The 22,494-nt window shown below is 65.9% G+C and carries 14 protein-coding genes, 3 tRNA genes and 1 pseudogene; 9 read left to right on the top strand and 9 right to left on the bottom strand.

Annotated elements, in window-relative coordinates:
* Positions 1-11 precede the first annotated feature (11 nt).
* Together IFT58_RS03300 and rnr are read right to left on the bottom strand one after the other, a co-directional pair.
* Positions 12-494: a GFA family protein gene (locus IFT58_RS03300; RefSeq protein ID WP_188324543.1), complete on the bottom strand. Its 483-nt coding sequence runs from the start codon at positions 492-494 to the stop codon at positions 12-14.
* A gap of 57 nt (positions 495-551) precedes the next feature.
* Positions 552-3,020 carry a ribonuclease R gene (rnr, locus tag IFT58_RS03305; protein ID WP_192093870.1) on the bottom strand — a complete coding sequence of 823 codons (2,469 nt, stop codon included), beginning with the start codon at positions 3,018-3,020 and terminating at the stop codon, positions 552-554.
* A gap of 128 nt (positions 3,021-3,148) precedes the next feature.
* Here rnr and IFT58_RS03310 point away from each other — a divergent pair.
* The 3 genes from IFT58_RS03310 to IFT58_RS03320 all read left to right on the top strand — a co-directional run bounded on the left by IFT58_RS03310 (position 3,149) and on the right by IFT58_RS03320 (position 5,130).
* A tRNA-Leu gene (locus IFT58_RS03310) sits at positions 3,149-3,235 on the top strand.
* A 328-nt stretch (positions 3,236-3,563) separates the two neighbouring features.
* Complete coding sequence (locus IFT58_RS03315) at positions 3,564-4,958, top strand: hypothetical protein (RefSeq protein ID WP_192093871.1); 1,395 nt, start codon at positions 3,564-3,566, stop codon at positions 4,956-4,958.
* Between the two features lie 85 nt (positions 4,959-5,043).
* Positions 5,044-5,130 (top strand) — tRNA-Leu (locus IFT58_RS03320).
* A 65-nt stretch (positions 5,131-5,195) separates the two neighbouring features.
* Here IFT58_RS03320 and IFT58_RS03325 read toward each other — a convergent pair.
* Positions 5,196-5,942: a sulfite exporter TauE/SafE family protein gene (locus tag IFT58_RS03325; protein ID WP_188324546.1), complete on the bottom strand. Its 747-nt coding sequence runs from the start codon at positions 5,940-5,942 to the stop codon at positions 5,196-5,198.
* Positions 5,943-6,034: 92 nt separating this feature from the next.
* On the opposite strand from IFT58_RS03325, the gene IFT58_RS03330 reads away from it, so the two are divergent.
* Together IFT58_RS03330 and IFT58_RS03335 are read left to right on the top strand one after the other, a co-directional pair.
* Entirely contained in the window at positions 6,035-6,931 is an 897-nt protein-coding gene (locus IFT58_RS03330; protein WP_192093872.1) for a LysR substrate-binding domain-containing protein, read from the top strand.
* A gap of 64 nt (positions 6,932-6,995) precedes the next feature.
* Positions 6,996-7,082, top strand: a tRNA-Leu gene (locus IFT58_RS03335).
* Between the two features lie 111 nt (positions 7,083-7,193).
* Here the strand turns inward: IFT58_RS03335 and IFT58_RS03340 are convergent.
* From IFT58_RS03340 to IFT58_RS03355, 4 genes and pseudogenes are all read right to left on the bottom strand, one after another.
* Positions 7,194-8,777, bottom strand: a complete 1,584-nt coding sequence (locus IFT58_RS03340) for a DHA2 family efflux MFS transporter permease subunit (RefSeq protein WP_188324548.1) — start codon at positions 8,775-8,777, stop codon at positions 7,194-7,196.
* 96 nt (positions 8,778-8,873) lie between these two features.
* Positions 8,874-10,034: pseudogene (gene emrA, locus IFT58_RS03345) on the bottom strand (multidrug efflux MFS transporter periplasmic adaptor subunit EmrA); the annotation flags it as partial.
* Between the two features lie 11 nt (positions 10,035-10,045).
* On the bottom strand, positions 10,046-11,539 hold the full coding sequence (locus IFT58_RS03350; RefSeq protein WP_192093873.1) for an efflux transporter outer membrane subunit: 1,494 nt from the start codon (positions 11,537-11,539) through the stop codon (positions 10,046-10,048).
* The gene (locus IFT58_RS03355) at positions 11,536-11,979 is read right to left on the bottom strand and encodes a MarR family transcriptional regulator (RefSeq protein ID WP_188324551.1); all 444 of its coding nucleotides are present in this window, start codon (positions 11,977-11,979) and stop codon (positions 11,536-11,538) included. The genes IFT58_RS03350 and IFT58_RS03355 overlap by 4 nt, the downstream gene beginning before the upstream one ends.
* Before the next feature lie 241 nt (positions 11,980-12,220).
* On the opposite strand from IFT58_RS03355, the gene IFT58_RS03360 reads away from it, so the two are divergent.
* Positions 12,221-13,051: a helix-turn-helix transcriptional regulator gene (locus tag IFT58_RS03360; RefSeq protein ID WP_249405588.1), complete on the top strand. Its 831-nt coding sequence runs from the start codon at positions 12,221-12,223 to the stop codon at positions 13,049-13,051.
* Between the two features lie 58 nt (positions 13,052-13,109).
* Positions 13,110-15,353: a DNA topoisomerase IV subunit A gene (gene parC, locus IFT58_RS03365; RefSeq protein ID WP_192080375.1), complete on the top strand. Its 2,244-nt coding sequence runs from the start codon at positions 13,110-13,112 to the stop codon at positions 15,351-15,353.
* Positions 15,354-15,755: 402 nt separating this feature from the next.
* On the opposite strand, the gene bfr is transcribed toward parC, so the two are convergent.
* On the bottom strand, positions 15,756-16,244 hold the full coding sequence (gene bfr, locus IFT58_RS03370; protein ID WP_192093875.1) for a bacterioferritin: 489 nt from the start codon (positions 16,242-16,244) through the stop codon (positions 15,756-15,758).
* Positions 16,245-16,395: 151 nt separating this feature from the next.
* On the opposite strand from bfr, the gene IFT58_RS03375 reads away from it, so the two are divergent.
* The gene (locus tag IFT58_RS03375; protein ID WP_192093876.1) at positions 16,396-18,705 is read left to right on the top strand and encodes a penicillin acylase family protein; all 2,310 of its coding nucleotides are present in this window, start codon (positions 16,396-16,398) and stop codon (positions 18,703-18,705) included.
* A gap of 417 nt (positions 18,706-19,122) precedes the next feature.
* Here the strand turns inward: IFT58_RS03375 and asnB are convergent, their stop codons facing one another.
* A complete protein-coding gene (asnB, locus tag IFT58_RS03380) occupies positions 19,123-20,814 on the bottom strand; it encodes an asparagine synthase B (RefSeq protein ID WP_192093877.1) in 1,692 nt (563 codons plus the stop codon).
* Between the two features lie 551 nt (positions 20,815-21,365).
* Between asnB and IFT58_RS03385 the strand changes: the two genes are divergently transcribed.
* Positions 21,366-22,223 carry a tetratricopeptide repeat protein gene (locus IFT58_RS03385; protein WP_192093878.1) on the top strand — a complete coding sequence of 286 codons (858 nt, stop codon included), beginning with the start codon at positions 21,366-21,368 and terminating at the stop codon, positions 22,221-22,223.
* Positions 22,224-22,494: the final 271 nt, after the last annotated feature.

Raw genomic sequence — 22,494 nt, forward strand, 5'->3', positions numbered from 1 at the left:
GCGGACAGGGGTCAGCGGCTCTGCGGCGGCCAGTGCGGTGTGTCGTGGTCTGGATGCTGGTGTGACACGATGCGGGCGAGGAAATCCAGCGCTTCCCCATCCTGCTCGGTCCGCGTGGACGGCAGCGCGCCCAGCGTGTCGACGAACGGCAGCTGCGCCTCCATGCCGTATTGGCGGGTCGGCGGCAACCGCTCCGGCTGGTCAAACGCGCCGGCGGCCACCGCGATCCCGTCCGGGGCCTCGTAGGTCAGCGGCGTCCCGCAGAGCGCACAGAACCCCCGCTGCACCAGATTGGACGATTGGAAATGGGTCGGCTGGCCCCGGGTCCAGCTGAACTGCGCGCCGCGTACCGACACCAACGGCGCGTAATACGCGCCGAAGGCCTTCTGGCACATCCGGCAATGGCAGATCGAGCTGTCCGTCAGCTCGCCACGGACTTCGAAGCGGACGGCACCGCACTGGCAACCGCCACTGTGTTCGGGTTGGCCCTGCATCGTTCTCGTCTCCTCTGCTGCGGACGCCGAGCGTGGCTCGGCGCTACCCGCGATGTCTCAGTACTTCTTCTTGCTGCGCTTGGCCGGCTTGCCGTGCTCGGGCAGCGGTGCCGCGCGCGGCGCCTCTTCTTCCTCGCCCTTGTGCTCGACCAGACGGAAGTCGATCTTGCGCTCTTCCATGCTGGCCTTGAGCACCAGTACGCGGACGCTGTCGCCCAACCGGTAACTCGTGCCGCGACGCTCACCGCCCAGCGTTTTGCGCACCGCATCGAACTTGTAATAGTCATGCGGCAGCTGGGTGACATGCACCAGACCCTGCACCTTGGAATCGGTCAGCTCGACGAACAGGCCGAAGCTGGTGACACCACTGATCACGCCGTCGAACTGCCCGCCGACATGCTTTTCCATCCAGGCAGCGCGGTAGCGCTCATCCACCTCGCGCTCGGCCTCGTCCGCACGGCGCTCGCGCTCGGAACACTGCAGTGCCAGCGCGGCCATCTCGCGCACGGTGTAGAGGTACTTGTCCGCGCGTGCGCCGGTGAGTGCGTGCTTGATCGCACGGTGCACCAGCAGATCGGGGTAACGACGGATCGGCGAGGTGAAATGCGCGTACGCCTCCAGGGCCAGCCCGAAGTGGCCATTGTTGTCGGGGTGGTACACCGCCATGCTCTGGCTGCGCAGCAACACCGACTCCAGCAGCGCCGCATCGGGGCGATCACGGATCTTCTTCAACAGCTTCGTGTAGTCGCCCGGCACCACCTTCGACCACGGCGGCAGGCTCAGCTTGAATTCCTTCAGGAACTCCAGCAGGTCCGCGAACTTGGTTTCCGGCGGCTTGTCATGCACGCGGTACGGGGCCGGTACGCCGTTGGCCAGCAGGTAGCGCGCGGCCTCCACGTTGGCGGCGATCATGCATTCTTCGATCAGCTTGTGCGCATCGTTGCGCATCAGCATGCCGGCCTGCGTGACCTCACCGGTATTGTCCAGCACGAAGCGGACTTCACTGGATTCGAACTCGATGGCACCGCGCTTGCTGCGTGCCTTGGCCAGCACGTGATACAGCTGGTACAGGCGCTCGACCTGCGGCAAAAGCGGACCGATCACTGCCTTGGCACCGGCATCGTCCTCACCCACGGCCTGCCACACCTGGGTGTAGGTCAGTCGCGCGTGTGAGTTCATCACCGCTTCGTAGAATTTCGAGCTGCTGACCTGGCCATCGCGATCCACCTGCATGTCACAGACGAAGCACATGCGGTCGACCTTCGGCATCAACGAGCAGATACCGTTGGACAGAGTTTCCGGCAACATCGGCACGACGAAGCCCGGGAAGTACACCGAGGTCGCGCGCTTCTGTGCTTCATCGTCCAATGGCGTGCCAGGACGTACATAATTGGACACATCGGCGATTGCCACCACCAGCCGGAATCCGTTGGCATTGGGCTCGCAGAAGACCGCGTCATCGAAGTCCTTCGCATCTTCGCCATCGATGGTGACCAGCGGCGTCGTGCGCAGGTCCACCCGATTGCCGATCATCTGCGGCTCGACCACCAACGGCACCGAGGCGGCCTCATCCAGCACCTCCTGCGGGAACTCGAACGGCAGTTCGTGGCCGTGGATGGCGGTCTCCACCACCAGCGAGGCCGTCAGCTTGTCGCCCAGCACGGCAATGATGCGCCCGATCGGCGGCCGACGGCTGTCCGGCGCCTGGGTCAGTTCGCACACCACCAGCTGGCCGTCACGCGCGCCGCCGATCTGGTCCGGCGGCACCTGCACGTTGCGCTGGATGCGCTTGTCGTCAGGCACCACATAGTTGATGCCCATCTCCACGCTGAAGCGACCGATCAAGCGGGTCATGCCGCGCTCAAGCACGCGGGCGATGCTGCCTTCGCGGCGGCCGCGGTGATCGATACCGGTCACGTTGGCCAGCACCTTGTCGCCGTGCATGACCTTGCGCATTTCATACGGCGGCAGGAACAGATCCTCACCACCCTCCACCGGGCGCAGGAAGCCGAACCCTTCCGGGTTGGCGATCACCACGCCAGTGACCAGGTTCAATGCCTGGATGGGCGCGAACCCGCCGCGCCGGTTCTGCACCAGCTGGCCATCACGGACCATCGCACCCAGTCGGCGCGACAGCGCCTCGGCACGGTCCGGAGCACTCAGGCCAAGACGGGCACCGACTTCCTCGGCGGTCTGCGGGCCTTCGCAGCGCTCCAGCAGGGCAAGGATCGCCTCACGGCTGGCGATGGGCTGTTCGTACTTTTCTGCTTCGCGCGCGGCGTGCGGATCATCGACCGGCGCGCCCAGTGGCGGCAACGGGCGGCGGCCACGCGGGGGGGACGGGGCCGGACCGCGTCGGCTGTTGCCTCGCGACGGGGCCGGAGCACCGGCATTGCCGGTCAGGCTGTCCGGCATCCACGGCGGCAGACTCTTCTTCTTCGGGCCCTTGGGCGAGCCAGCGGGGGCGCCCGAGGGCGGCGTCGTGCGGGAGCTCTTCCCGCCCTTGCTTGGTTTTTTGGTATTCATCGCCCTCCATGGTAGCCGCTGTGGGCGTGCAGAACGGGTCATGGCGGGCCGTAAATGAATGGCCACCGCAATTTCACGAAAATCGTTGACAACGGCTCGCGGCATCTTCAAAATCGCCCGTTCTGCAAGCCCAGATGGCGGAATTGGTAGACGCACTAGCTTCAGGTGCTAGCGGGGGCAACTTCGTGGAGGTTCGAGTCCTCTTCTGGGCACCAGTTTCAAGATGTACGAAAACCCTCGAGAAATCGGGGGTTTTCGCTTTTTCGGCGCCCCATTGCGGGCCAGGTCAGCGCCACCGGACTCCCAGCCATTCCGCTATGCTCCCGACGTAGCGAGCGGACAGTCACCCGCCGCTGGCGGTAGTCGATAGGACGACAACCAGTGCATCGGCATGGAGCCTTGGGGATACGTATGGTGTGGCGGCAACTCTTTACCTTGAGCACGAAGGCTCCGGCGCTTGAGCTGCTCCTCCAGCAGAGCATCCGCGCTGTGTGCCAACTGCCTGGGAACTCCGCAGACCCCGTACATGCTCATACCTATCTGTTGAGCTTGCCGCCCGAGAAACTGTTCGATCTCGACGAGCGACTGAGGTTCTGCTCCAGCACGGTGTTTGGAGACTGGCCCACATCGGCGCTGACTCACATTACGACGGGAGAGCTGGAGCCTGCTCTTCGCCAACCGCTGCTGTTTCTGCTGGCGGGACATCACGACGGTCGACTGCGGCAGAAGGCTCTGTGGAAACTCCCCGAGTTCCCTGGTTATCTGGCACTGGCTGTTGCGTTGATCCGCTGCGCCGATTGGGTGCCGGAGGTGAAGCACGCCGCACAAGAAGCAACGAAGCGCCTTCTTGAGCTGTCTGATGTCGAGGATGTGCTGACGTTGTGGCCGCTGGTACTACGCCTGCGTGTTCGTGAGCGCGGATCGCGGGAATGGCTCGAGCACCATGTTGAAAGCTGGGCACTGCGCACCGAATTGCGTCCCTTGTTACGCTCCCTGGTGGCCATCGACAACGCCCAAGTGCGCGCTTGGGCATTTTCCAGCGGCTTGCAGGCCGGCGTCGATCTCGGGGTTGATCTTTTGGAGACCGCCGTTCGCGACCCAAATCCCGCCATCGCGCTGTATGCCCTGCGCCACGCACAACGCCAGGACGATGACGCCCGCATTCGATTGCTGGCAAAGATCGGATTGAACGCGCCACATCCTGTGGTTCGGCGCGAGTCGTTACGCGTATTGTCTGGCTTGGAAGGAGCCCTGACGCGCGACAAACTGCTCCTGACGGTCTGCGATGCATCGGCAGGCGTACGTTCGTTGTCCGCATTCCTTCTCCGGGAGAGATATGCGGTGGAGCCTTCAGCCAGATGGCGCGCCGTACTGGATGACCAGAGCAGACGGCCAACCCTGGGAGCACTCGTGTCCCTTGCCGACCACGCACAGCCGGAAGATATGGACAGGATGCGCCACTGGCTGCTCGACTCCAGCGGCCCCGTCCGGATGCACGCGTTACGCGGCTTGCTCACATCGGGAGGTCAGCTGAGTGAGGACGAGTTTGCTCATCTTGTGACAGAGGGAGGCAATCCGGTGTTGCGCTTCCTTGCAAGTTCAATCAGAGCAGGAGACACGAAGCTCGGCGTGGAACGGCTGACTAGCGTCCTGACGTCACCCGCTGCTCCCCTCTCCGTAAGCCTGAACCTTCGACGCCTCCTGAAGAAGCTCGGTCATTGGCAGCGACTGGAACTCCTGCTGCAACTTCCTGCCACCCAGGACACGGTTCGGGAATGGTGGCGTCGTGCCCTCGCTGACTGGGACGAGGATAGCGGGATGTACGCGCCGATCGGCTCCAATCGGCGACTCGAGCTGCTCCGGCTTCTGCAACGACGCCAAGAAGAGATCGACGTTGACCATTACGATGCAATCAAGGGCGCGATCCTGCGCCACTGAGACGTGATCGAAAGGTCGGCTACCTGCAGGGATCGTGAAAGTGTTGACAGCCCCTGTCCACGTCCTCATAATTCGCCCCCTCGATGCCCAGGTGGCGGAATTGGTAGACGCACTAGCTTCAGGTGCTAGCGGGGGCAACTTCGTGGAGGTTCGAGTCCTCTCCTGGGCACCATCGATAAAAAGAACCCCGCTGACGCGGGGTTTTTTTTTGCCTGTTTTCCCCGGTCGGGTACAACGTCACCAGAAGGGACGCGTGGCCAGTTCGATCCCGAGCAGCAACAGGAAGCCCAGAAAGCACAGGCGGAATGCCTTCGCGCTGATGCGGCCCCGGATTTTCTGCCCCAGCCACATTCCCGCCAGCGCCGGCGCGATGGCCAGCGCACTCAGGCCCAACTGCTGCACACCAAAGGCGCCGTGCACCAGAAGGCCACTGGTCAAGGAAATCGTGGACACCGTGAAGGCCAGCCCCAGCGCCTGCACCAGTTCGTCCCGATCCAGCCCCAGTGACTGCAGGTAAGGCACCGCCGGCATGACAAAGACGCCGGTAGCGCCGGTGACCACGCCAGACACCGCGCCGACCAGCGGCGACAGCCAGCGTTCCTTGCTGGCGGGCACCCGGAACGCGGGAGCAAAGGCGGAGTACACCGCGTAGAGGATCAACGCCACGCCCAGCGCCATGCCCGACCATCGCGGCTCGACACGGACCAGCAGCGCAGCGCCAGCGACGGTCGCCACCACCACGCCGAGCATCATCGGCCACAGCCGCCGGAGGATGCGGCCGAGCGAGGGTCCGGCGATGATCTGCCACACATTGGTCACCAAGGTGGGAACGAACAGCAGGGAGGCCGCCGCCACCGGGGACAACGCACTGCCCAGCAGGCCCATCGCCACGGTAGGCAGGCCCATCCCCGTCACGCCCTTGACCACCCCGGCCAGGACGAACACCCCGATGAGCAGGACATAGAAGTACAGCGAATCGTTCATGGCGCCATTAGGACCTGCCCTGCCCCTTTGGCACAATGCGGGATTCCCCACCGAGCCTTCGGCTGGACCGAAGGCAGACACGAGGTTCCAGCATGCGGATGGACCTGGCGGATCTGCGCCTGTTCTTGCTGGTGGTCGACGCCGGCACCATCACTGCCGGCGCCAGCCGCGCCCACCTGGCCCTGGCTTCAGCAAGCGAACGGCTGCGGACGATGGAACGCGAGGCCGGCCTCGCGCTGCTTGTACGCCATCCGCGTGGCGTCACCACGACCGAGGCCGGCGAGGCGCTTGCCCACCATGCGCGCCTGATGCTGCGGCAGCAGTCCCTGTTGCGCGAGGAACTGCAGGAGTTCGCCAGTGGCGCGCGCGGCACCCTGCACCTGTATGCCAATACCGGAGCGCTGACCACCTTTCTGCCGGGGCGGCTGGCGCCGTGGATGGCCGCGCGTCCGCGCCTGCAGGTCGACCTGAAAGAACGCACCAGCGTGGAGATCGTGCGCGCCGTGCGCGGCGGGCAAGCCGAAGCGGGCATCACCTCCAATGCAGTGGACAGTACGCCCCTGCACCTGCAGCCGGTCGCGGATGATCCGCTGATGCTGATCGTGCCGCCTGCCCATCGGTTCGCCCACCGCGCCTCGCTCTCGTTCGTGGACGTACTCGGTGAGGACTTCGTGGCGCTGGCCGATGGCAATGCGCTGCAGGAACATATCGAAGACCACGCGCGCGCTTTGGGGCGCGTCCTGTCACCCCGGATCCGCATGAAGACCTTTGAAGGCGTATGCGAGATGGTCGGGCACGGCATCGGCGTCGGCATCGCACCCCGATCAATCTGCCGCCAGCATCGGCGTCGCTACGGCTTCCACGCCATCGCACTGGACGATGCCTGGGCACGCCGCCAGCTGAGCCTGTGCTTCGTTCGCTGGAACGGGCTGTCGCGTTCGATGCAGAGCCTGCTGCTGCACCTCGGCGGGCACGCCGTGGATGACTAGCAGGACGGCATTGAAATCTTGTTGACATGAATTAATTCGTTGCCCATAATTCTCCTCCTGAGTCGCCCAGGTGGCGGAATTGGTAGACGCACTAGCTTCAGGTGCTAGCGGGGGCAACTTCGTGGAGGTTCGAGTCCTCTCCTGGGCACCACGACTCAGAAAATGATCAAACCCGCGCAAGCGGGTTTTTTCATGTCCGGCGTTCGGGTTTCATGCCGGTGGAGAAAAGCGCCGAGCGGGGCTCGGCGCTACCGATACGGGATCAGTGACCGCCCGCGGCGGCGGAACTGCCTGCGCCCGCGCCGAACGGCGGCTTGGCCAGCCACAGGAACGCGATGATGGCCAGGAATATCCAGCCCAGCAGGAAGAAGATGTCGTTGAAGCCCATCTGCGATGCCTGATGGTTGATCATCGTGTTCAGTGCTGCCGCGCCGTGCTGCAGGTCGCCCTGCCCCATCGCGGTGACCTGTTCCTGCATGCCTGGCCGGTACACGGAGATGTGCTCGGTGATGTCCGCATGATGCACTTGCGTGCGGCGCGCCCACAGCCACGTGGTCAGTGACGCAGCAAAGCTGCCGCCCAACGTACGCAGGAAGGTGGCCAGCCCGGAACCCGCGGCGATCTCGCGCCCGTCCAGGTCCGACAGCAGGATCTGCAGCACGGGCATGAAGAACAGCGCCACGCCAACGCCCATCAGCAGCTGCACGCCTGCTACATGCTGGAAGTCCACCTGCAGGTTGAAGTCCGAACGCATGAAGCTGGTGAAGGACAGGAACACGAAGGCCACCGTCGCCAGCATGCGCATGTCGAAGCGGGACGCGTACTTGCCCACGAACGGCGTCATGATCACCGGCAGGATGCCGATCGGCGCGGTCGCCAGGCCGGCCCAGATCGCGGTGTAGCCCATGTCCCGCTGCAACCACTGCGGAATGAGCAACGACACGCTGAAGAACGCGGCGTACGCCACCACCATCGCCATCGTGCCCGCGCGGAAATTGCGATGGCGGAACAACCGCAGGTCGACGATGGGGTCCTTGTCGGTCAGCTCCCAGATCAGGAACACGGCCAAGGCCACGACAGACACGCACGCCAGCGCGACGATCATCGGCGAACTGAACCAGTCTTCGTCGTTGCCCAGGTCCAGCACCAGCTGCAGGGCACCGACGCCGATCACCAGCGTGACCAGGCCGACGTAATCCATTTTCGGCTTTTCGATCTGCTCCGGCCGCCCCTTCATCTGGTTGCCGACCACCAGCGCCGCGAAAATGCCCAACGGCACGTTGATCAGGAAGATCCATTCCCAGCTGTAGTTGTCGGTGATCCAGCCGCCCAGGATCGGCCCGCAGATGGGTGCCACCACGGTGATCATGGCCAACAGGGCCAGCGCCTGGCCGCGTTTCTCACGCGGATAGATCGACACCAGCAGCGACTGGGTGATCGGGTACATCGGGCCGGCGACGAAGCCCTGCAGGGCGCGCGACACCACCAGCATGCCCATGCTCTGGGCAAGGCCGCACAACAGCGAGGCAATGGTGAAGGCCAGCGTGGCCCATACAAACAGCTTGGTTTCGCCGAAGCGGCGGCTCATCCAGCCGGTCAAGGGCAGCGCGATCGCGGTACTGACCGCGAACGAGGTGATGACCCACGTCGCCTGCTGCGAGCTGGCGCCGAGATTGCCGGCGATGGTCGGCAGCGACACATTGGCGATGGTGGTGTCGAGCACCTGCATGAACGACGCCATCGCCAGGCCAGCCGTGCACAAGGCGATGTTGGGTGGCAGGAAGCCAGCGGCCGGGGCCGCCGGTGCACCCGGCGTACCGGGTGCGGCAGGGGCTTGGGAAGACATGGGCCGTCAGCCTGCCTTGGCTGTGCGCGGCGGCGTGGCCGGCGCGGTGGAGGGCGACGGACGGCCCGCAGCCGACACCACCGGCGCACCGGCCGTCTGCGGCAGGTTGCCCTGGATGATCGTATGGATCATGTCGTCGGCATCATGCAGCTGCTTGGCATACACGTCCGTGTCGAACACCGAACCGGTCGCTGCCTGGCTGGGCAGCACTTCGCCCTTCTGGTCACGCAGGCTGACCTCGGCCTTCATCGACAGGCCGATGCGCAGCGGGTGCTCGGCCAACTGCTTGGCATCGATGGCGATGCGCACCGGCACGCGCTGCACGATCTTGATCCAGTTGCCGCTGGCGTTCTGTGCCGGCAGCAGCGAGAACGCCGAGCCGGTACCCATGCCCAGGCTGGTCAGGCGTCCCTTGTAGCTGACATCGCCGCCATACAGATCCGAACGCAGCTCCACTTCCTGGCCCAGGCGCATGTGCCGCAGCTGGGTTTCCTTGAAGTTGGCTTCCACCCACATCTGATCGGTGGGCACCACCGCCATCAGCGCATTGCCCGGCTGCACGCGCTGGCCGACCTGCACCGAGCGACGCGCCACGTAGCCGGTGACCGGCGAGACGATGCCGGCGCGCGCATTGTTGAGCCACGCCTGGCGCAGCTGCGCAGCGGCGGCCTGCACGTCGGGCTGGGTGGCGATCACCGTGTCATCGACCAGTGCGCGGCTGCGTTCGAACGTCTCGCGCGAACCGGCCACGGCGGCTTCCGCAGCGGCCAGTTCATTGCGCGCATGCGACAGCTCTTCATCGGAAATGGCGCCGGTGGCGGCCAGGTCCTTGCGGCGGGCGAAATCATCGCGTGCGCGCTTCAACGTGACCTGCCGTGCATTCAACTCGGCCTGTGCACCTTCGGCGCTGCGGTACAGGCCACGCACCTGGCGCACCGTACCGGCAAGCTGGGCTTCTGCCTGTTGCAGCGCTACCTCGGTATCGGCTGGATCCAGCTGTACCAGCAACTGGCCGCGCTCGACACGCATGCCATCGTCGGCCGCGATACCGACCACCGTGCCGGTGATCAGCGGGGTGATCTGCACCTGGTTGCCGCCCACGTAGGCGTCGTCGGTTTCTTCGAACCAGCGGCCGAACATGAAATACCACAGGGCCGCTGCGGCGATCAGCAGCAGCACGATCACAAGCAGTCCGCGCAGCAGCTTGCCGCGACGGCTGGGAGCGGCGGGCGCCGCGGGGGTAGAGGTCTGGCTCATGGGAGATGTCTTCAGGAATGCGAGGAATCGGAAAGAGGGGCAGCACGCACGGTGTCATCTGCAGCCGGCTGGAAGCCGCCGCCCAACGCCTGGCTGAGACGCACCGATGACAACAGCTGCTGCGACTGCAGGCCGGCCAGCCGCTGCTGCGCCTGCAGCAGGGTGGACTGTGCGGTCAGCACATCCAGATAGCCGCCGATGCCGGCGCGATACCGCTGGTCAGCCAGACCGTGCGCAGCGCGCGCGGTATCCACCGCCTGCTGCTGCGACTGCGCCTGCTGCTGCAGCGAGCGCACCGCGTTGACCTGGTCGGCCACCTGGTGCAATGCGTCCACCAGCCCTTGGTTGTACGTGGCGACGGCGAGATCGTACTCGGCGTCACGGCTGTCCAGGCCCGCGCGCAGACGCCCACCCTCGAAGATCGGCAGGCTCAGCGCCGGGCCGATGTAGGCAAACGTGGATTCGCGCTGCAGCAGGTCGCCGAGGTTCGGTGCGACGACGCCGGCCAGCGCGGTGAGATTCAGGCTCGGATAGAACGCCGCCTTGGCTGCATCGATCTGCCGGCCGGCCGCTTCCACCCGCCAGCGCGCCGCCACGATGTCCGGGCGGCGCCCCAGCAGTTCGCTGGGCAACACGCCCGGCAGCTGCAGCGCCATCGGGTCCAATGCGTGCGGACGCCCAATCTGCAGGCCGCGGTCCGGACCCTGCCCGACCAGCGCCGCCAGTGCGGTACGCCCTTCGTCGATCTGCTGCTGGGCGGCCTGCAGCTGCTGCTGCGCCGCCGGTACGCGCGATTCGGCCTGGCGCACCTGCAGGTCACTGTCGATGCCGGCGGCGCGGCGCTGGCGGGTGAGCTGCAGGGTTTTCCGCGAACGCGCCAACTCTTCCTCGGCCACATCGTGCAACTGCCATGCGTAGGCCAGCCCGGCGTAAGCCTGGGCGATGTTGGAGGACAGATTCAGGCGCGCTGCCTGCGCGTCGATCGCCGCCGCATGCGCGCTGTCCACCGCCGCTTCCCAGGTGGCGCGCTTGCCGCCCCACAGGTCCACGCCGTAGCTGAAGTTGAGGGCGAGCTGGCTGCTGCCCGCGTAGTGACCACCGGTTTCATCGCCCAGCATGGATTCGGGCAGGCGCAGACCTGTATATCCGCCGGATACCGAGAGACTGGGCAACTGGTCGGCACGCGCCCCGCCCACCTGCGATCGTGCCTGGCGCAGCCGCGCATCGGCCGCATCCAGGCTGGGGTGGCTGGCCAACCCTTCTTCGATCAGGGTATCCAGCTGCGGGTCCCCCAGTGCTTTCCACCAGTCCTGCGCAGGGAAGCCGGCCGCGCCCAGCGAGGCGCCCGTCAACGTGCGGCTGCTGTGCAGCGCATCGGCATCCAACAGCGAGCCGTGCGGCTGCAGCCCGCGGCTGCTGGCACAGGCGGCGAGTGCCAACACCAGGCCGGCCAACAACAGGGGCCGGCCCTGGCGCCATGTAGAAACAAGAAGGATGGAAGTCATGGGGTCGTCAATGAGTCGCGGATTCGGGTCAACAGGGAGAGCAGCTGCGCACGTTCGTCGGCGCTGAGCTCGCGGGAGGCGTAATCGATCACATCCTCGCCGCGCTTCTGCAGGCGAGCCCACAGCGCGCGACCTTCATCGGTCAGCACGATCTGCAGCGCACGCCGGTCCATCGCATGTGCTTCGCGGCGCACACAGCCCAGCGCCTCCAGCTTGTCCAGCAGGCGCGTCACCGCGCTGGGCACCTGGTCGATGGCCTTGGCCAGTTCGTTCGCCGTGCACGGTGCGGTCCGGGACAGGACCTTCAGGCCGATGTAATGGGTGAAATTGAGGCCGAGGTTCTCTTCGGCCATGGAAGCGTCCAACTGCCGGACCAGGCCATCGCGCACCTGGCGCAACAACAGGCCGAAACTGGGAGGTGTCGTATCGGGACAGATCATGCCGCACATTCTCTTCCAAAAAATATATTTCTCAATGGAAATATTCGATCTGGCATCGAATGCTGTGTTGCAACAATGTGAGTGATCGTAAGACGGCTACCTTAATGAGCGTACGCGCTGGCCCGGTAGTACAATCCAGCCAATGAATGGTGTTATCGAGCCACTTGTGGCCCTTATCAGTCCGCCGGACGTGCCAGTGCCGGTACGCCAGGGTCCGGACGTCGTGGCCGCCCGGCAGGTGATGCGGGAAAGCGCGCTGGAGTGGTTCGAGCGCCTGGATGGCCTGCCCGTGGTGGGCTTCCACATCGACAGTGCGAAGGGGTTGGCGCATGAGGTGGATTGGCATGCCCATGGCCGCGCCCAGCTTATCTGCGTGGAAAGTGGTCTGCTGACCACGCGTACGCATCACGGCACGTGGTCGCTGGCGCCCGGCTCGGCGGGCTGGATGCCTGCGGGCGAACCGCACACCGTGGCCATTGACGGGCCTCTGCGGGGCTGGGGCATGGTGCTGGCGCCGACGTTGTGCCATGACCTGCCCGCTGATCCCTGTGTGATCGGCATCTCCCCCCTGCTGCAGGCCGTGGCCTTGCGGGTATGCGGATGGACACCTGCCGAGCGCGTCACTTCGCGCCAGCAGCACCTGGTGGAGGTGCTGCTTGACGAGCTGCGCACGGCCCCGCGACAACGGATGCACCTGCCCATGCCGCGCGACAGGCGCCTGCTGAAGATCGCCTCGCAGCTGCTCGCCGACCCCGCCGATGACCGCAGTCTTGCGCAATGGGCCGCGTGGGCAGGCCTGTCGACCCGTTCATTGACCCGCCATTTCCGCGAGGAGACCACGCTCAGCTTCGCCCATTGGCGGCAACAGGCCCGCCTGGCCGAGGCACTGCGCCAGCTCAGCGAGGGACGGCCGGTGGCCGATATCGCCCACGGGCTGGGCTTCAGCAGTTCCAGCGCGTTCGTCACGGTGTTCCGCCGCCACTTCGGCGTGCCGCCGGGACGCTATCTTGCACGGGCAGCGCAGGGACTCGATCCACCGCGCGGCTTGGCTTCTCCGGCCGCATCCGGATAATCACCCTATTGCGAGGGCGACGGCCGTCGCCGCCTCCGAACACAGGTAACAACCCCGCATGACCGATCTTGCCCGCCCCGTCTTCCACGGCTTCGAACAGCTGCCGCTGCGCGAATATGCCGAGCGCGCCTACCTCGACTACTCGATGTATGTGGTCCTGGACCGTGCGCTGCCCTTCCTCGGCGACGGCCTCAAGCCCGTGCAGCGCCGCATCATCTATGCGATGAGCGAGCTGGGCCTGAACGCAGGCTCCAAACCGAAGAAGTCCGCGCGCACCGTCGGCGATGTCATCGGCAAGTACCATCCGCATGGCGACAGCGCCTGCTACGAGGCACTGGTGCTGATGGCCCAGCCGTTCTCGTACCGCTATCCCCTGATCGAAGGCCAGGGCAACTTCGGTTCCAGCGATGACCCGAAGTCGTTCGCCGCGATGCGCTACACCGAATCCAAGCTGACCCCGATCGCGGAAGTGCTGCTGGGCGAGCTCGGCCACGGCACGACCGACTGGACGCCGAACTTCGACGGCACCATGCAGGAGCCGACCTGGATGCCGGCGCGGCTGCCGCACCTGCTGCTCAACGGCACTACCGGCATCGCCGTGGGCATGGCCACCGATGTGCCCCCGCATAATCTCAACGAGATCGTCAGCGCGCTGCTGCATCTGCTGGAAGATCCCGATGCCAGCGTGCGCGACCTGTGCGAGCACGTGAAGGGGCCGGACTACCCGTCCAACGCGGAGATCATCACCCCCGCCGCCGATCTGCTGCACCTGTATGAAACCGGCCACGGCAGCGTGCGTGCGCGGTCGACCTACCTGAAAGAGAACGGTAACGTGGTGGTCAACGCCCTGCCCTTCCAGGTGTCGCCGTCCAAGGTGATCGAACAGATCGCCGCGCAGATGCGGGCCAAGAAGCTGCCGTGGATCGAAGACGTGCGCGATGAGTCCGACCACGCCAACCCGGTACGGGTGGTGCTGGTGCCGCGTTCCAACCGCGTCGATGCCGACCAGCTGATGGGCCACCTGTTCGCCACCACGGACATGGAACGCAGCTACCGGGTGAACCTCAACGTGATCGGCCTGGACGGCCGCCCGCAGGTGAAGAACCTCAAGACCCTGCTCAGCGAATGGCTGGCGTTCCGCAGCAGCACCGTGGTCCGCCGCCTGCAGCATCGCCTGCAGAAGGTCGAGCGTCGCCTGCACCTGTTGGAAGGCCTGCTGGTCGCCTTCCTCAACCTGGATGAAGTGATCCACATCATCCGGACCGAAGACGAACCGAAGGCCGCACTGATCGCGCGCTTCGGCCTGTCCGACGACCAGGCCGAGTACATCCTGGAAACCAAGCTGAAGCAGCTTGCGCGCCTGGAAGAAATGAAGATCCGCGGCGAGCAGGATGAGCTGGCCAAAGAGCGCGACAAGATCCTCGGCATCCTGGACAGCAAGGCCAAGCTGAAGAAGCTGATCAAGGACGAACTGACGGCCGATGCCAAGAAGTTCGGCGACGCACGTCGTTCGCCGCTGGTGCAGCGCGGTGCGGCACAGGCCATCGATGAAACCGAGCTGGTACCGAGCGAGCCGATGACCGTCGTGCTGTCGGAGAAGGGGTGGATCCGCGCGGCCAAGGGCCACGACGTGGACCCGTCATCGCTGAACTACCGCGACGGTGACAGCCTGCTGGCTTCGGTCCGCGCCCGCAGCACGCAGCAGGTCGCCTTCCTCGACAGTGAAGGCCGCGCCTATTCCACCGCGGTGCACACCCTGCCCTCGGCCCGCGGCAATGGCGAGCCGCTGACCGGGCGCTTTTCGCCTGCATCGGGGACGAGTTTCGTCACCCTGGCGAGCGCCGAACCGACCGGACGCTTCGTGCTGGCCTCCACGCACGGCTATGGCTTCGTGACCCGCTTCGAGAACCTGATCGGCCGCAACAAGGCCGGCAAGGCGATGCTGAACCTGGCATCGGGCTCATCGGTGCTGCAGCCGGCCGTATTGGCCAACGTGGACACCGACCGCATCGTCGCGGTGACCAGTTCGGGCAACCTGCTGGCCATCGCCGCCAGCGACCTGCCGGAACTGGACAAGGGCAAGGGCAACAAGATCATCGAGATCCCGAAGGCCAAGCTGGCCACCGAGCGGGTGGTGGCGGTGGTGGCGATCAGCCCTGGCCAGACCCTGCAGGTCCGCAGCGGACAGCGCACGATGGGCCTGAAGTTCAGCGAGCTCGATACCTACCTGGGCACGCGTGCCACGCGCGGCCACCTGCTGCCGCGCGGCTGGCAGAAGGTGGAAGGGCTGTCGGTGGAGTGAGCTGACTCCGTACTGCCTGTTGGTAGAGCCGACTTCAGTCGGCTGGTCTCTGGTAGAGCCGACTTCAGTCGGCTGGTCCCTGGTAGAGCCGACTTCAGTCGGCTGGTCTCTGGTAGAGCCGACTTCAGTCGGCTGGTCCGGAGAAGCCGACTAAAGTCGGCTCTACCAGTCAGCCCCACCAGTCGGTGCCACCCGTCGCCCCCACCAAACGGTGTGACCCGTCGCCCCACCAGTCGGCACCACCCGTCAGCCCCACCAAGCGGTGCGACCCGTCGCCCCACCCATCGGTGCCGCCCATCAGCCCCGCCAATCAGCTCCACCAACGCATTGTCAGACACAAAAAAGCCGGGGAATCCCCGGCTTTTTCATTGCTGGCTGGCGCGAGGCTGGCTGGCTACACGGTCAGTGCGCGACAGCGCCCTTGCCGTCGATCTTGCTCAGCTGGTAAAGCTCCAGCCCGATGCGCTGGATCAGACCCAGCTGCTGCTCCAGCCACCACGCATGGTCTTCCTCGGTGTCCTTCAGCTGTACCAGCAACATGTCGCGGCTGACATAGTCACCGTTGGCTTCGCACAGCTTCATGCCGGCAGCCAGGTTGTTGCGCACGGCATACTCGGTATCCAGATCCTTGCGCAGCATCTCCTCGACGGTGACGCCGGGCTCGAAGGCGTGCGCGCGCATGTCCGGGTTGCCGCCCAGGAACAGGATGCGCCGCAGCAGCGCATCGGCATGCTCGGTCTCTTCCTGCATTTCGTGGTTCAGGCGTTCGTACAGCGCGAACAGGCCCTGGTCCTCGTAACGGCGGGAATGGATGAAGTACTGGTCGCGGGCGGCAAGCTCGCCGCGCAACAGTTCTTTCAGGCAGGCGATGACGTCCGGGTTGCCTTTCATGGGGGATGCTCCTGTGACTCGATGACGCCATGGTGCCCTATCCAGAAATCCGGTGATCTAATCGGAATCAATCGCAGTCGCGTCTCTCCTGCGATCTGTCCTGAAGGGTGGCTACAATCGGTTCACCCCCGGTCCGGCAAGGAAGCGTCCCATGCGTCGATGGTTGTTGCGCTTGTTCTGGTTGTTCGTCGTCGTGCTGGTGGCTGCGGGTAGTTCGGCATGGTGGATGCTGCGTGGCAGCCTGGCGCCGCTGGACGGCGAGGCCTCCCTTACCGGGCTGCAGGCACCGGTGACGATCACCCGCGATGCATTGGGGGTCGTTACCCTCGAAGGCAGCAGCCAGATCGATGTCATGCGCGCGCTGGGCCAGGTACATGCGCAGGAACGCGGCTTCGAGATGGACCTGATGCGGCGCAGTGCCGCCGGTGAATTGTCCGCCCTGTTCGGTCCTGCTGCGCTGGATCTGGACAAGCGCATGCGCGTGCATCGCCTGCGTGACCGGGCAGCGCGCGAGCCGGTCAGTGCCGAGCTGCGCGCGTACGTCGAGGGCGTGAACGAGGGCATGTCCGGGCTGCGCGTGCGGCCCTGGCCCTATCTGCTGCTGCGCCAGCGCCCCACCCCGTGGCAGGCCAGCGACAGCCTGCTGACCGGCTATGCCATGTACGCCGACCTGCAGGATCCCTCGAACCAGAACGAGCTGGCCTACCGTCGCCTGCGCGAGGTGATGCCACCCGCGCTGTATGGCCTGCTCAGCCACGGCGGCAGCAGCTGGGACGCACCGTTGATGGGTGATGCGCGCGGCGATGCGACGCTGCCCGGTGCCGACGTGCTGGACCTGCGCGCACTGCCCACCGGGCCGGTGGCCCCTGCTGCGGAAAAGGACGTCACCGGCAGCAACAATTTCGCCGTGGCCGGCGCGCTGACAGCGGATGGCCGCGCCATCCTGGCCGACGACATGCACCTGGGACAGCGCGCCCCGAATATCTGGTTCCGCGTGCGCCTGCGCTACCCCGATGCCCAGGCACCGGGTGGGCGGGTGGATGTCAGTGGGTTCTCACTGCCTGGCCTGCCCGCCATCGTGGTCGGCAGCAACGGCCACGTCGCCTGGGGCTTCACCAACAGCTTCATCGACACCGCTGATTTCCAGCCGGTCCCCGCAGGGGCCTCGATGACCGAACAACGCGAACGCATCGAGGTGGCAGGCGGCGATCCCGTGGACTTCATCGTGCGCGAGACGGCGTGGGGGCCGGTGCTGCATCAGCGTCCTGATGGCTCGGGCGAGGCACTGCGCTGGGTCGCACACCAGCCCGGTGCGATCAGCCTGGCGCTCGCTGATCTGGCGCGCGCGGGAGACCTGGACGCTGCGCTGCGCGTCGCCGACCGCACGCGCATTCCGGCGCAGAATCTGTTGCTGGCCGACAGCAGTGGACGCATCGCGTGGCGACTGCTGGGTGCACGGCCTGCGCGCACGGCTGACTGCCTGCCGGCCGACATGCATGCGCTACCGCATGCCGGTTGCGCCGCGTGGACGATCCGCAGCGATGCAGCCCCTTCGTTGATCGATCCCCCCGGGCAGCGACTGTGGACCGCCAACGGGCGTGTGCTGGAGGGTGCCGAGCTGACGATTGCCGGTGACGCAGGGTATGACCTCGGTGCACGTGCGGGACAGATCCGCGATGCACTGCAGGCCAGCGAGCGCTTCACGGAGAAAGACCTGCTGGCCATCCAGCTCGACGATCGGGCGTTGTTCCTGCAGCGCTGGTGGGTCGTGCTACGCACTGTGGTGAAGGATTCGCGGGATCCAGCGCTGCAACGGCTGGAAGCCGTCACCCGCGTCTGGGACGGCCATGCGTCCGTGGATTCGGTGAGCTACCGGATGGTCCGCGGATTCCGTGGCAGGGTGCAGGATGCCGTATCCGCCGGACTGTTGGCACCGGCGAAACAGGCACTGGGCGAGGAATGGCTGGAGCCGAATCTGGTGCAGTTCGAAGGGGTGCTGTGGCCGTTGGTCAGTCAGCGCCCGGCGCATCTGCTGCCGGCGACGTATGCCACGTGGGATGCCCTGCTGATCGATGCGGCGCAGGGCCTGGAAACCAGTCTGTCCGCGCAGGGACCGCTGGCCGAGCGCACGTGGGGCGAACGCAATACGGCGGCGATCTGTCACCCGATCAGCCGCGCGCTGCCTGCGCTGGCGCAGCGCTGGCTGTGCATGCCGGCCGATCCGCTGCCTGGCGACAACAACATGCCGCGCGTGCAAGGTCCCGCCTTCGGTGCATCGCAGCGCATGGTGGTATCACCCGGGCACGAAGCCGACGGCATCATCCACATGCCGGGCGGCCAGAGTGGACATCCCCTGTCACCGTTCTGGGCCGCCGGCCACGACGACTACGTGCACGGCCGCCCTACCCCGTTCCTGCCGGGTCCGACCACACACACACTGACCCTGAAGCCCGCACCCTGATCCGGCAGAGCCGACGTGGTAGAGCCGACTTCAGTCGGCTGTCGTTGCCATCACGTCTCCGGCAACGCGTTCCACTTGCCTCCGCGTGCAACCGCTGCGCTCGCCGAGCACGGCTCGGCGCTACCGGGTCCCTCTGCGTGCCGCCGATCCGGTAGAGCCGACTTCAGTCGGCTGGCATTGCCTCACGTCCCTGGCAACGCGTTCCGGTTGCAACCGCTGCGCTCGCCGAGCACGGCTCGGCGCTACCGGGCGACCGGTGAACGGGCCTTGGTAGCGCCGAGCCGTGCTCGGCGGAACGGGTCAGCGCATGTGGTTTGGGTGCAGCCGACTGAAGTCGGCTCTACCCGGCGGATCTGCCCCGCCAGCGGGCGCTCGACCACGCGCGGTCGAAGGCAGGGCAGCGCCGAATCGGACGGGTTACGCCAGCGCGGATTCGTGCACGCCGGCAATCGCGCGGCCTGACGGGTCTGCCGCGTTGGCGAAGCTGGCATCCCACGCAATGGCCGCCGGCGACGAGCAGGCGATCGACTTGCCACCGGGCACCGTTTCGGCGGCGGCATGGCTGGGGAAATACTGCTCGAACACGTGGCGGTAGTAATACGCTTCCTTGGTCTGCGGTGGGTTGTGCGGGAAGCGCTTGTCCGCCGCAGCCAGTACCCGGTCGCTGACCTGCGCCTCGGCGTGCGCCTTCAGGCCGTCGATCCACCCATAGCCCACGCCATCGCTGAACTGCTCTTTCTGACGCCACAGGATGCTGTCCGGCAGGTAACCTTCGAACGCTGCGCGCAGCACGCCCTTCTCCACCCGGCGCCCGCCAGATGCATCGCTACCCACCATCTTGTGCACGGCATCGAAACGCATCGCCACATCGAGGAACTCGCGGTCCAGGAACGGCACGCGCGGCTCGACCCCCCACGCCATCATCGACTTGTTCGCGCGCAGGCAGTCGTAGTTGCTCAGCGCATCGAGCTTGCGCACCAGCTCGGCATGGAACTCACGTGCATCCGGCGCCTTGTGGAAGTACAGGTAGCCCCCGAAGATTTCGTCGCTGCCCTCGCCCGACAGCACCATCTTCACCCCCATCGCCTTGATCCGACGTGCGAGCAGAAACATCGGCGTCGACGCCCGGATGGTGGTGACATCATAGGTCTCGATATGACGGATCACCTCGGGCAGGACGTCCAGCCCTTCTTCGAAGGTGTATTCAAAGCCGTGGTGCACGGTGCCCAACGCTTCGGCGGCGATGGCCGCGGCGGCCAGGTCGGGTGAGCCCTTCAGGCCGATGGCGAAGGAATGCAGGCGGGGCCACCACGCCTCGCTCTCGCCGCCGTCTTCAATGCGCCTGCGCGCATAACGCGCCGCCACGGCGGCCACCAGTGACGAATCCAGTCCGCCGGAGAGCAGGACGCCGTACGGCACATCGCTCATCAACTGGCGTTCAACCGCACGCTCAAAGGCAACGCGCAGTTCGGCCAGATCCACCGGCGTGCCCTGCACGGCGTCGTAGTCACGCCAGGACGGCTGGTAATAGAGCACCAGTTCATCGCTGGCGCTGTCGTAGAAGTGGCCGGGTGGGAACTGCGCGGCGTCGGCACAGGTGTCGACCAATGCCTTCAGCTCGGACGCCACCCGCAGCCTTCCCTGCGCGTCATGGCCCCAGTACAGCGGCACCACGCCGATCGGGTCGCGCGCGATCAACACGCGTGCCGCCGCCTTATCCCACAGGGCGAAGGCGAAGATGCCGTTGAGACGTTCCAGCCAGCGCGTCGGATCACCCTCGCGGTACAGCGCATTGATGACCTCGCAGTCCGAACCGGTCTGGAACGCGTAGGGCTGGGTGAGCTCGGCCTTCAGTTGCTGGTGGTTGTAGATTTCGCCGTTGACCGCCAGCGCCAGTTCTCCGTCTTCGGACAGCAGCGGCTGCGAGCCGCCGGCCGGGTCGACGATGGCGAGGCGCTCGTGCACCAGCAGGGCGCCGTCATCGAGATAGACCCCGCTCCAATCCGGTCCGCGATGACGCTGACGCTGCGAGGATTCCAGCGCGTGGCGACGCAGCGCGGGGAGGTCGTCGCCGGCCTGCAGGCCGAATATTCCGAAGATCGAACACATGGGGTGCAACTCCTGTTTGGGGGTGTATACGCGATGGGGGTGTTCGACCGGCCACCTTGGCCCGGGGTCTGCTCCGGGCACAAAAAAACCCGCATCGGCCGATGCGGGTTTCTGGTGTCCGGGTGTGATGGTGCTTTATCTACCCTGGGCGCAGTCCCGCATCGGCCGCGCACGATTATTCGCGCGCAGATTATTGCGGTTGGTGGTGGTGACGGCGGTGGCCAGGTGGCGGTGCATGGGATTGAACGTAGCGCGCCTGTGCGGCGCGTGCAACTGTTGCGTTGGCAACGAACGGTCATCGAGCGGCGGAGCCCCTCGCGGTGGCGGGCCGAGAAACGGGCTGCGGCGTGGACCGGACGGGGAGGCAATGCGGGGCACGCGTGAATCCGTCCATGGAGCTCTTCGCGGCTCCTGCCGCTCAAGGCCCCGCATTCCCTCCCCGTCCGGCCCCTGACAGATTCCGATGGCCGCCAGCCGCGGAAAAAAGAGGTAGAGCGGGACCGCGCGATGCGATCGGGACCGTGGGCGCCGTTGCGCGGATAATGGGTGGGATGAAACTACGTATCTTGCCTTTCGGCCTTGTCATCATGGTGCTGCTTCAGGCCTGCAGCAGTGTGCCGCGTACGCCTGTCGCCCGCGCTGCGCAGATCGAGCGGGAGGCCGCCGATGGTCGTGTCGATAGTGCATTGGAGGCGGCCCAGCGCTATGAAATATTCAATGATCCGCGCGCGGTGTACTGGTACGAGCGCGCTGCGGCGGTGACGCCCCGCACCTTCGATACCACGCGCGCCGAGTCAGCATTGGGGCGCATCTGGGAGAGTGGTCAACTGCTGCACGGTGATGGCCCGGATATCGTGCAGGCGTCGCCGTTGCGGGCGTCGCCGCGTCGCGCGGAACGCGCGTATCGCGCTTCGGCCGAGCACGGAAATGCCTTGGCGATGCTGGAACTGGCGCGGTTCCACCGACTCCAGGGCGATGCGCGGCTAGCACTGCGCTGGGACCTGCGGGCAACGGTGTACAACCACATGTCCTCGGAATCTTCTCGACTGCCACAGGCCGTCGCACCGCAGCACGGACAGGAGCATCCGTTGGTCACCGATATCCGGGCACGTGCGCAGGCCGGGGATGTGGAGGCTCAGGTGGATCTGGGCGCACTGCTTGAGACCGGTATCGGACTGGAGCGCGATGGCGTTCAGGCACTCCAATGGTATGAGCGGGCCGGCAACCGGGGCAACGTTTACGGCCAGTACTTCAGCGGATTGCTGCTGGGTCGTGGCCGAGCGGGCGTGACGCGCGATCTGGATGCAGCCGCCGGGTGGTTCGCAAAGGCCCATGCGCAGGATTTTCACCTGGCCGGCGAGGCAATATGGCGCAAAAGTATAGAGCCGCCGTTCTGGACGTTCGACTGACGCGCGGTAGACGCCACGGCCGCTGCTGCGCTCGCCGAGCGTGGCTCGGCGCTACCGGGCGAGCGTTGGACGGGCTTTCGTAGCGCCGAGCCGTACTTGGCGGAATGGGTCAGCGCGCGTGGGTGGGGGCAGCCGACTGAAGTCGGCTCTACCACGCGCGGTCGACGCCGCGGCCGCCGCCGCGCTCGCCGAGCGTGGCTCGGCGCTACCGGGTGACCGGTGAACGGGCTTTGGTAGCGCCGAGCCGTGCTCGGCGGAATGGGTCAGCGCG

The organism is Stenotrophomonas sp. CFBP 13718, from assembly GCF_014842145.1.
In the GTDB taxonomy this organism is placed as follows: domain Bacteria; phylum Pseudomonadota; class Gammaproteobacteria; order Xanthomonadales; family Xanthomonadaceae; genus Stenotrophomonas.

Excerpts from the sequence above, each read along its gene's own strand:
- IFT58_RS03360 (WP_249405588.1), top strand. The coding sequence starts at position 12,221 with ATGCGGGAAAGCGCGCTGGAGTGGTTCGAGCGCCTGGATGGCCTGCCC.
- parC (WP_192080375.1), top strand. The coding sequence starts at position 13,110 with ATGACCGATCTTGCCCGCCCCGTCTTCCACGGCTTCGAACAGCTGCCG.
- IFT58_RS03340 (WP_188324548.1), bottom strand. The coding sequence starts at position 8,777 with ATGTCTTCCCAAGCCCCTGCCGCACCCGGTACGCCGGGTGCACCGGCG.
- IFT58_RS03350 (WP_192093873.1), bottom strand. The coding sequence starts at position 11,539 with ATGACTTCCATCCTTCTTGTTTCTACATGGCGCCAGGGCCGGCCCCTG.
- IFT58_RS03300 (WP_188324543.1), bottom strand. The coding sequence starts at position 494 with ATGCAGGGCCAACCCGAACACAGTGGCGGTTGCCAGTGCGGTGCCGTC.
- bfr (WP_192093875.1), bottom strand. The coding sequence starts at position 16,244 with ATGAAAGGCAACCCGGACGTCATCGCCTGCCTGAAAGAACTGTTGCGC.
- IFT58_RS03385 (WP_192093878.1), top strand. The coding sequence starts at position 21,366 with ATGAAACTACGTATCTTGCCTTTCGGCCTTGTCATCATGGTGCTGCTT.
- IFT58_RS03325 (WP_188324546.1), bottom strand. The coding sequence starts at position 5,942 with ATGAACGATTCGCTGTACTTCTATGTCCTGCTCATCGGGGTGTTCGTC.
- IFT58_RS03355 (WP_188324551.1), bottom strand. The coding sequence starts at position 11,979 with ATGATCTGTCCCGATACGACACCTCCCAGTTTCGGCCTGTTGTTGCGC.
- IFT58_RS03375 (WP_192093876.1), top strand. The coding sequence starts at position 16,396 with ATGCGTCGATGGTTGTTGCGCTTGTTCTGGTTGTTCGTCGTCGTGCTG.
- IFT58_RS03330 (WP_192093872.1), top strand. The coding sequence starts at position 6,035 with ATGCGGATGGACCTGGCGGATCTGCGCCTGTTCTTGCTGGTGGTCGAC.
- rnr (WP_192093870.1), bottom strand. The coding sequence starts at position 3,020 with ATGAATACCAAAAAACCAAGCAAGGGCGGGAAGAGCTCCCGCACGACG.
- asnB (WP_192093877.1), bottom strand. The coding sequence starts at position 20,814 with ATGTGTTCGATCTTCGGAATATTCGGCCTGCAGGCCGGCGACGACCTC.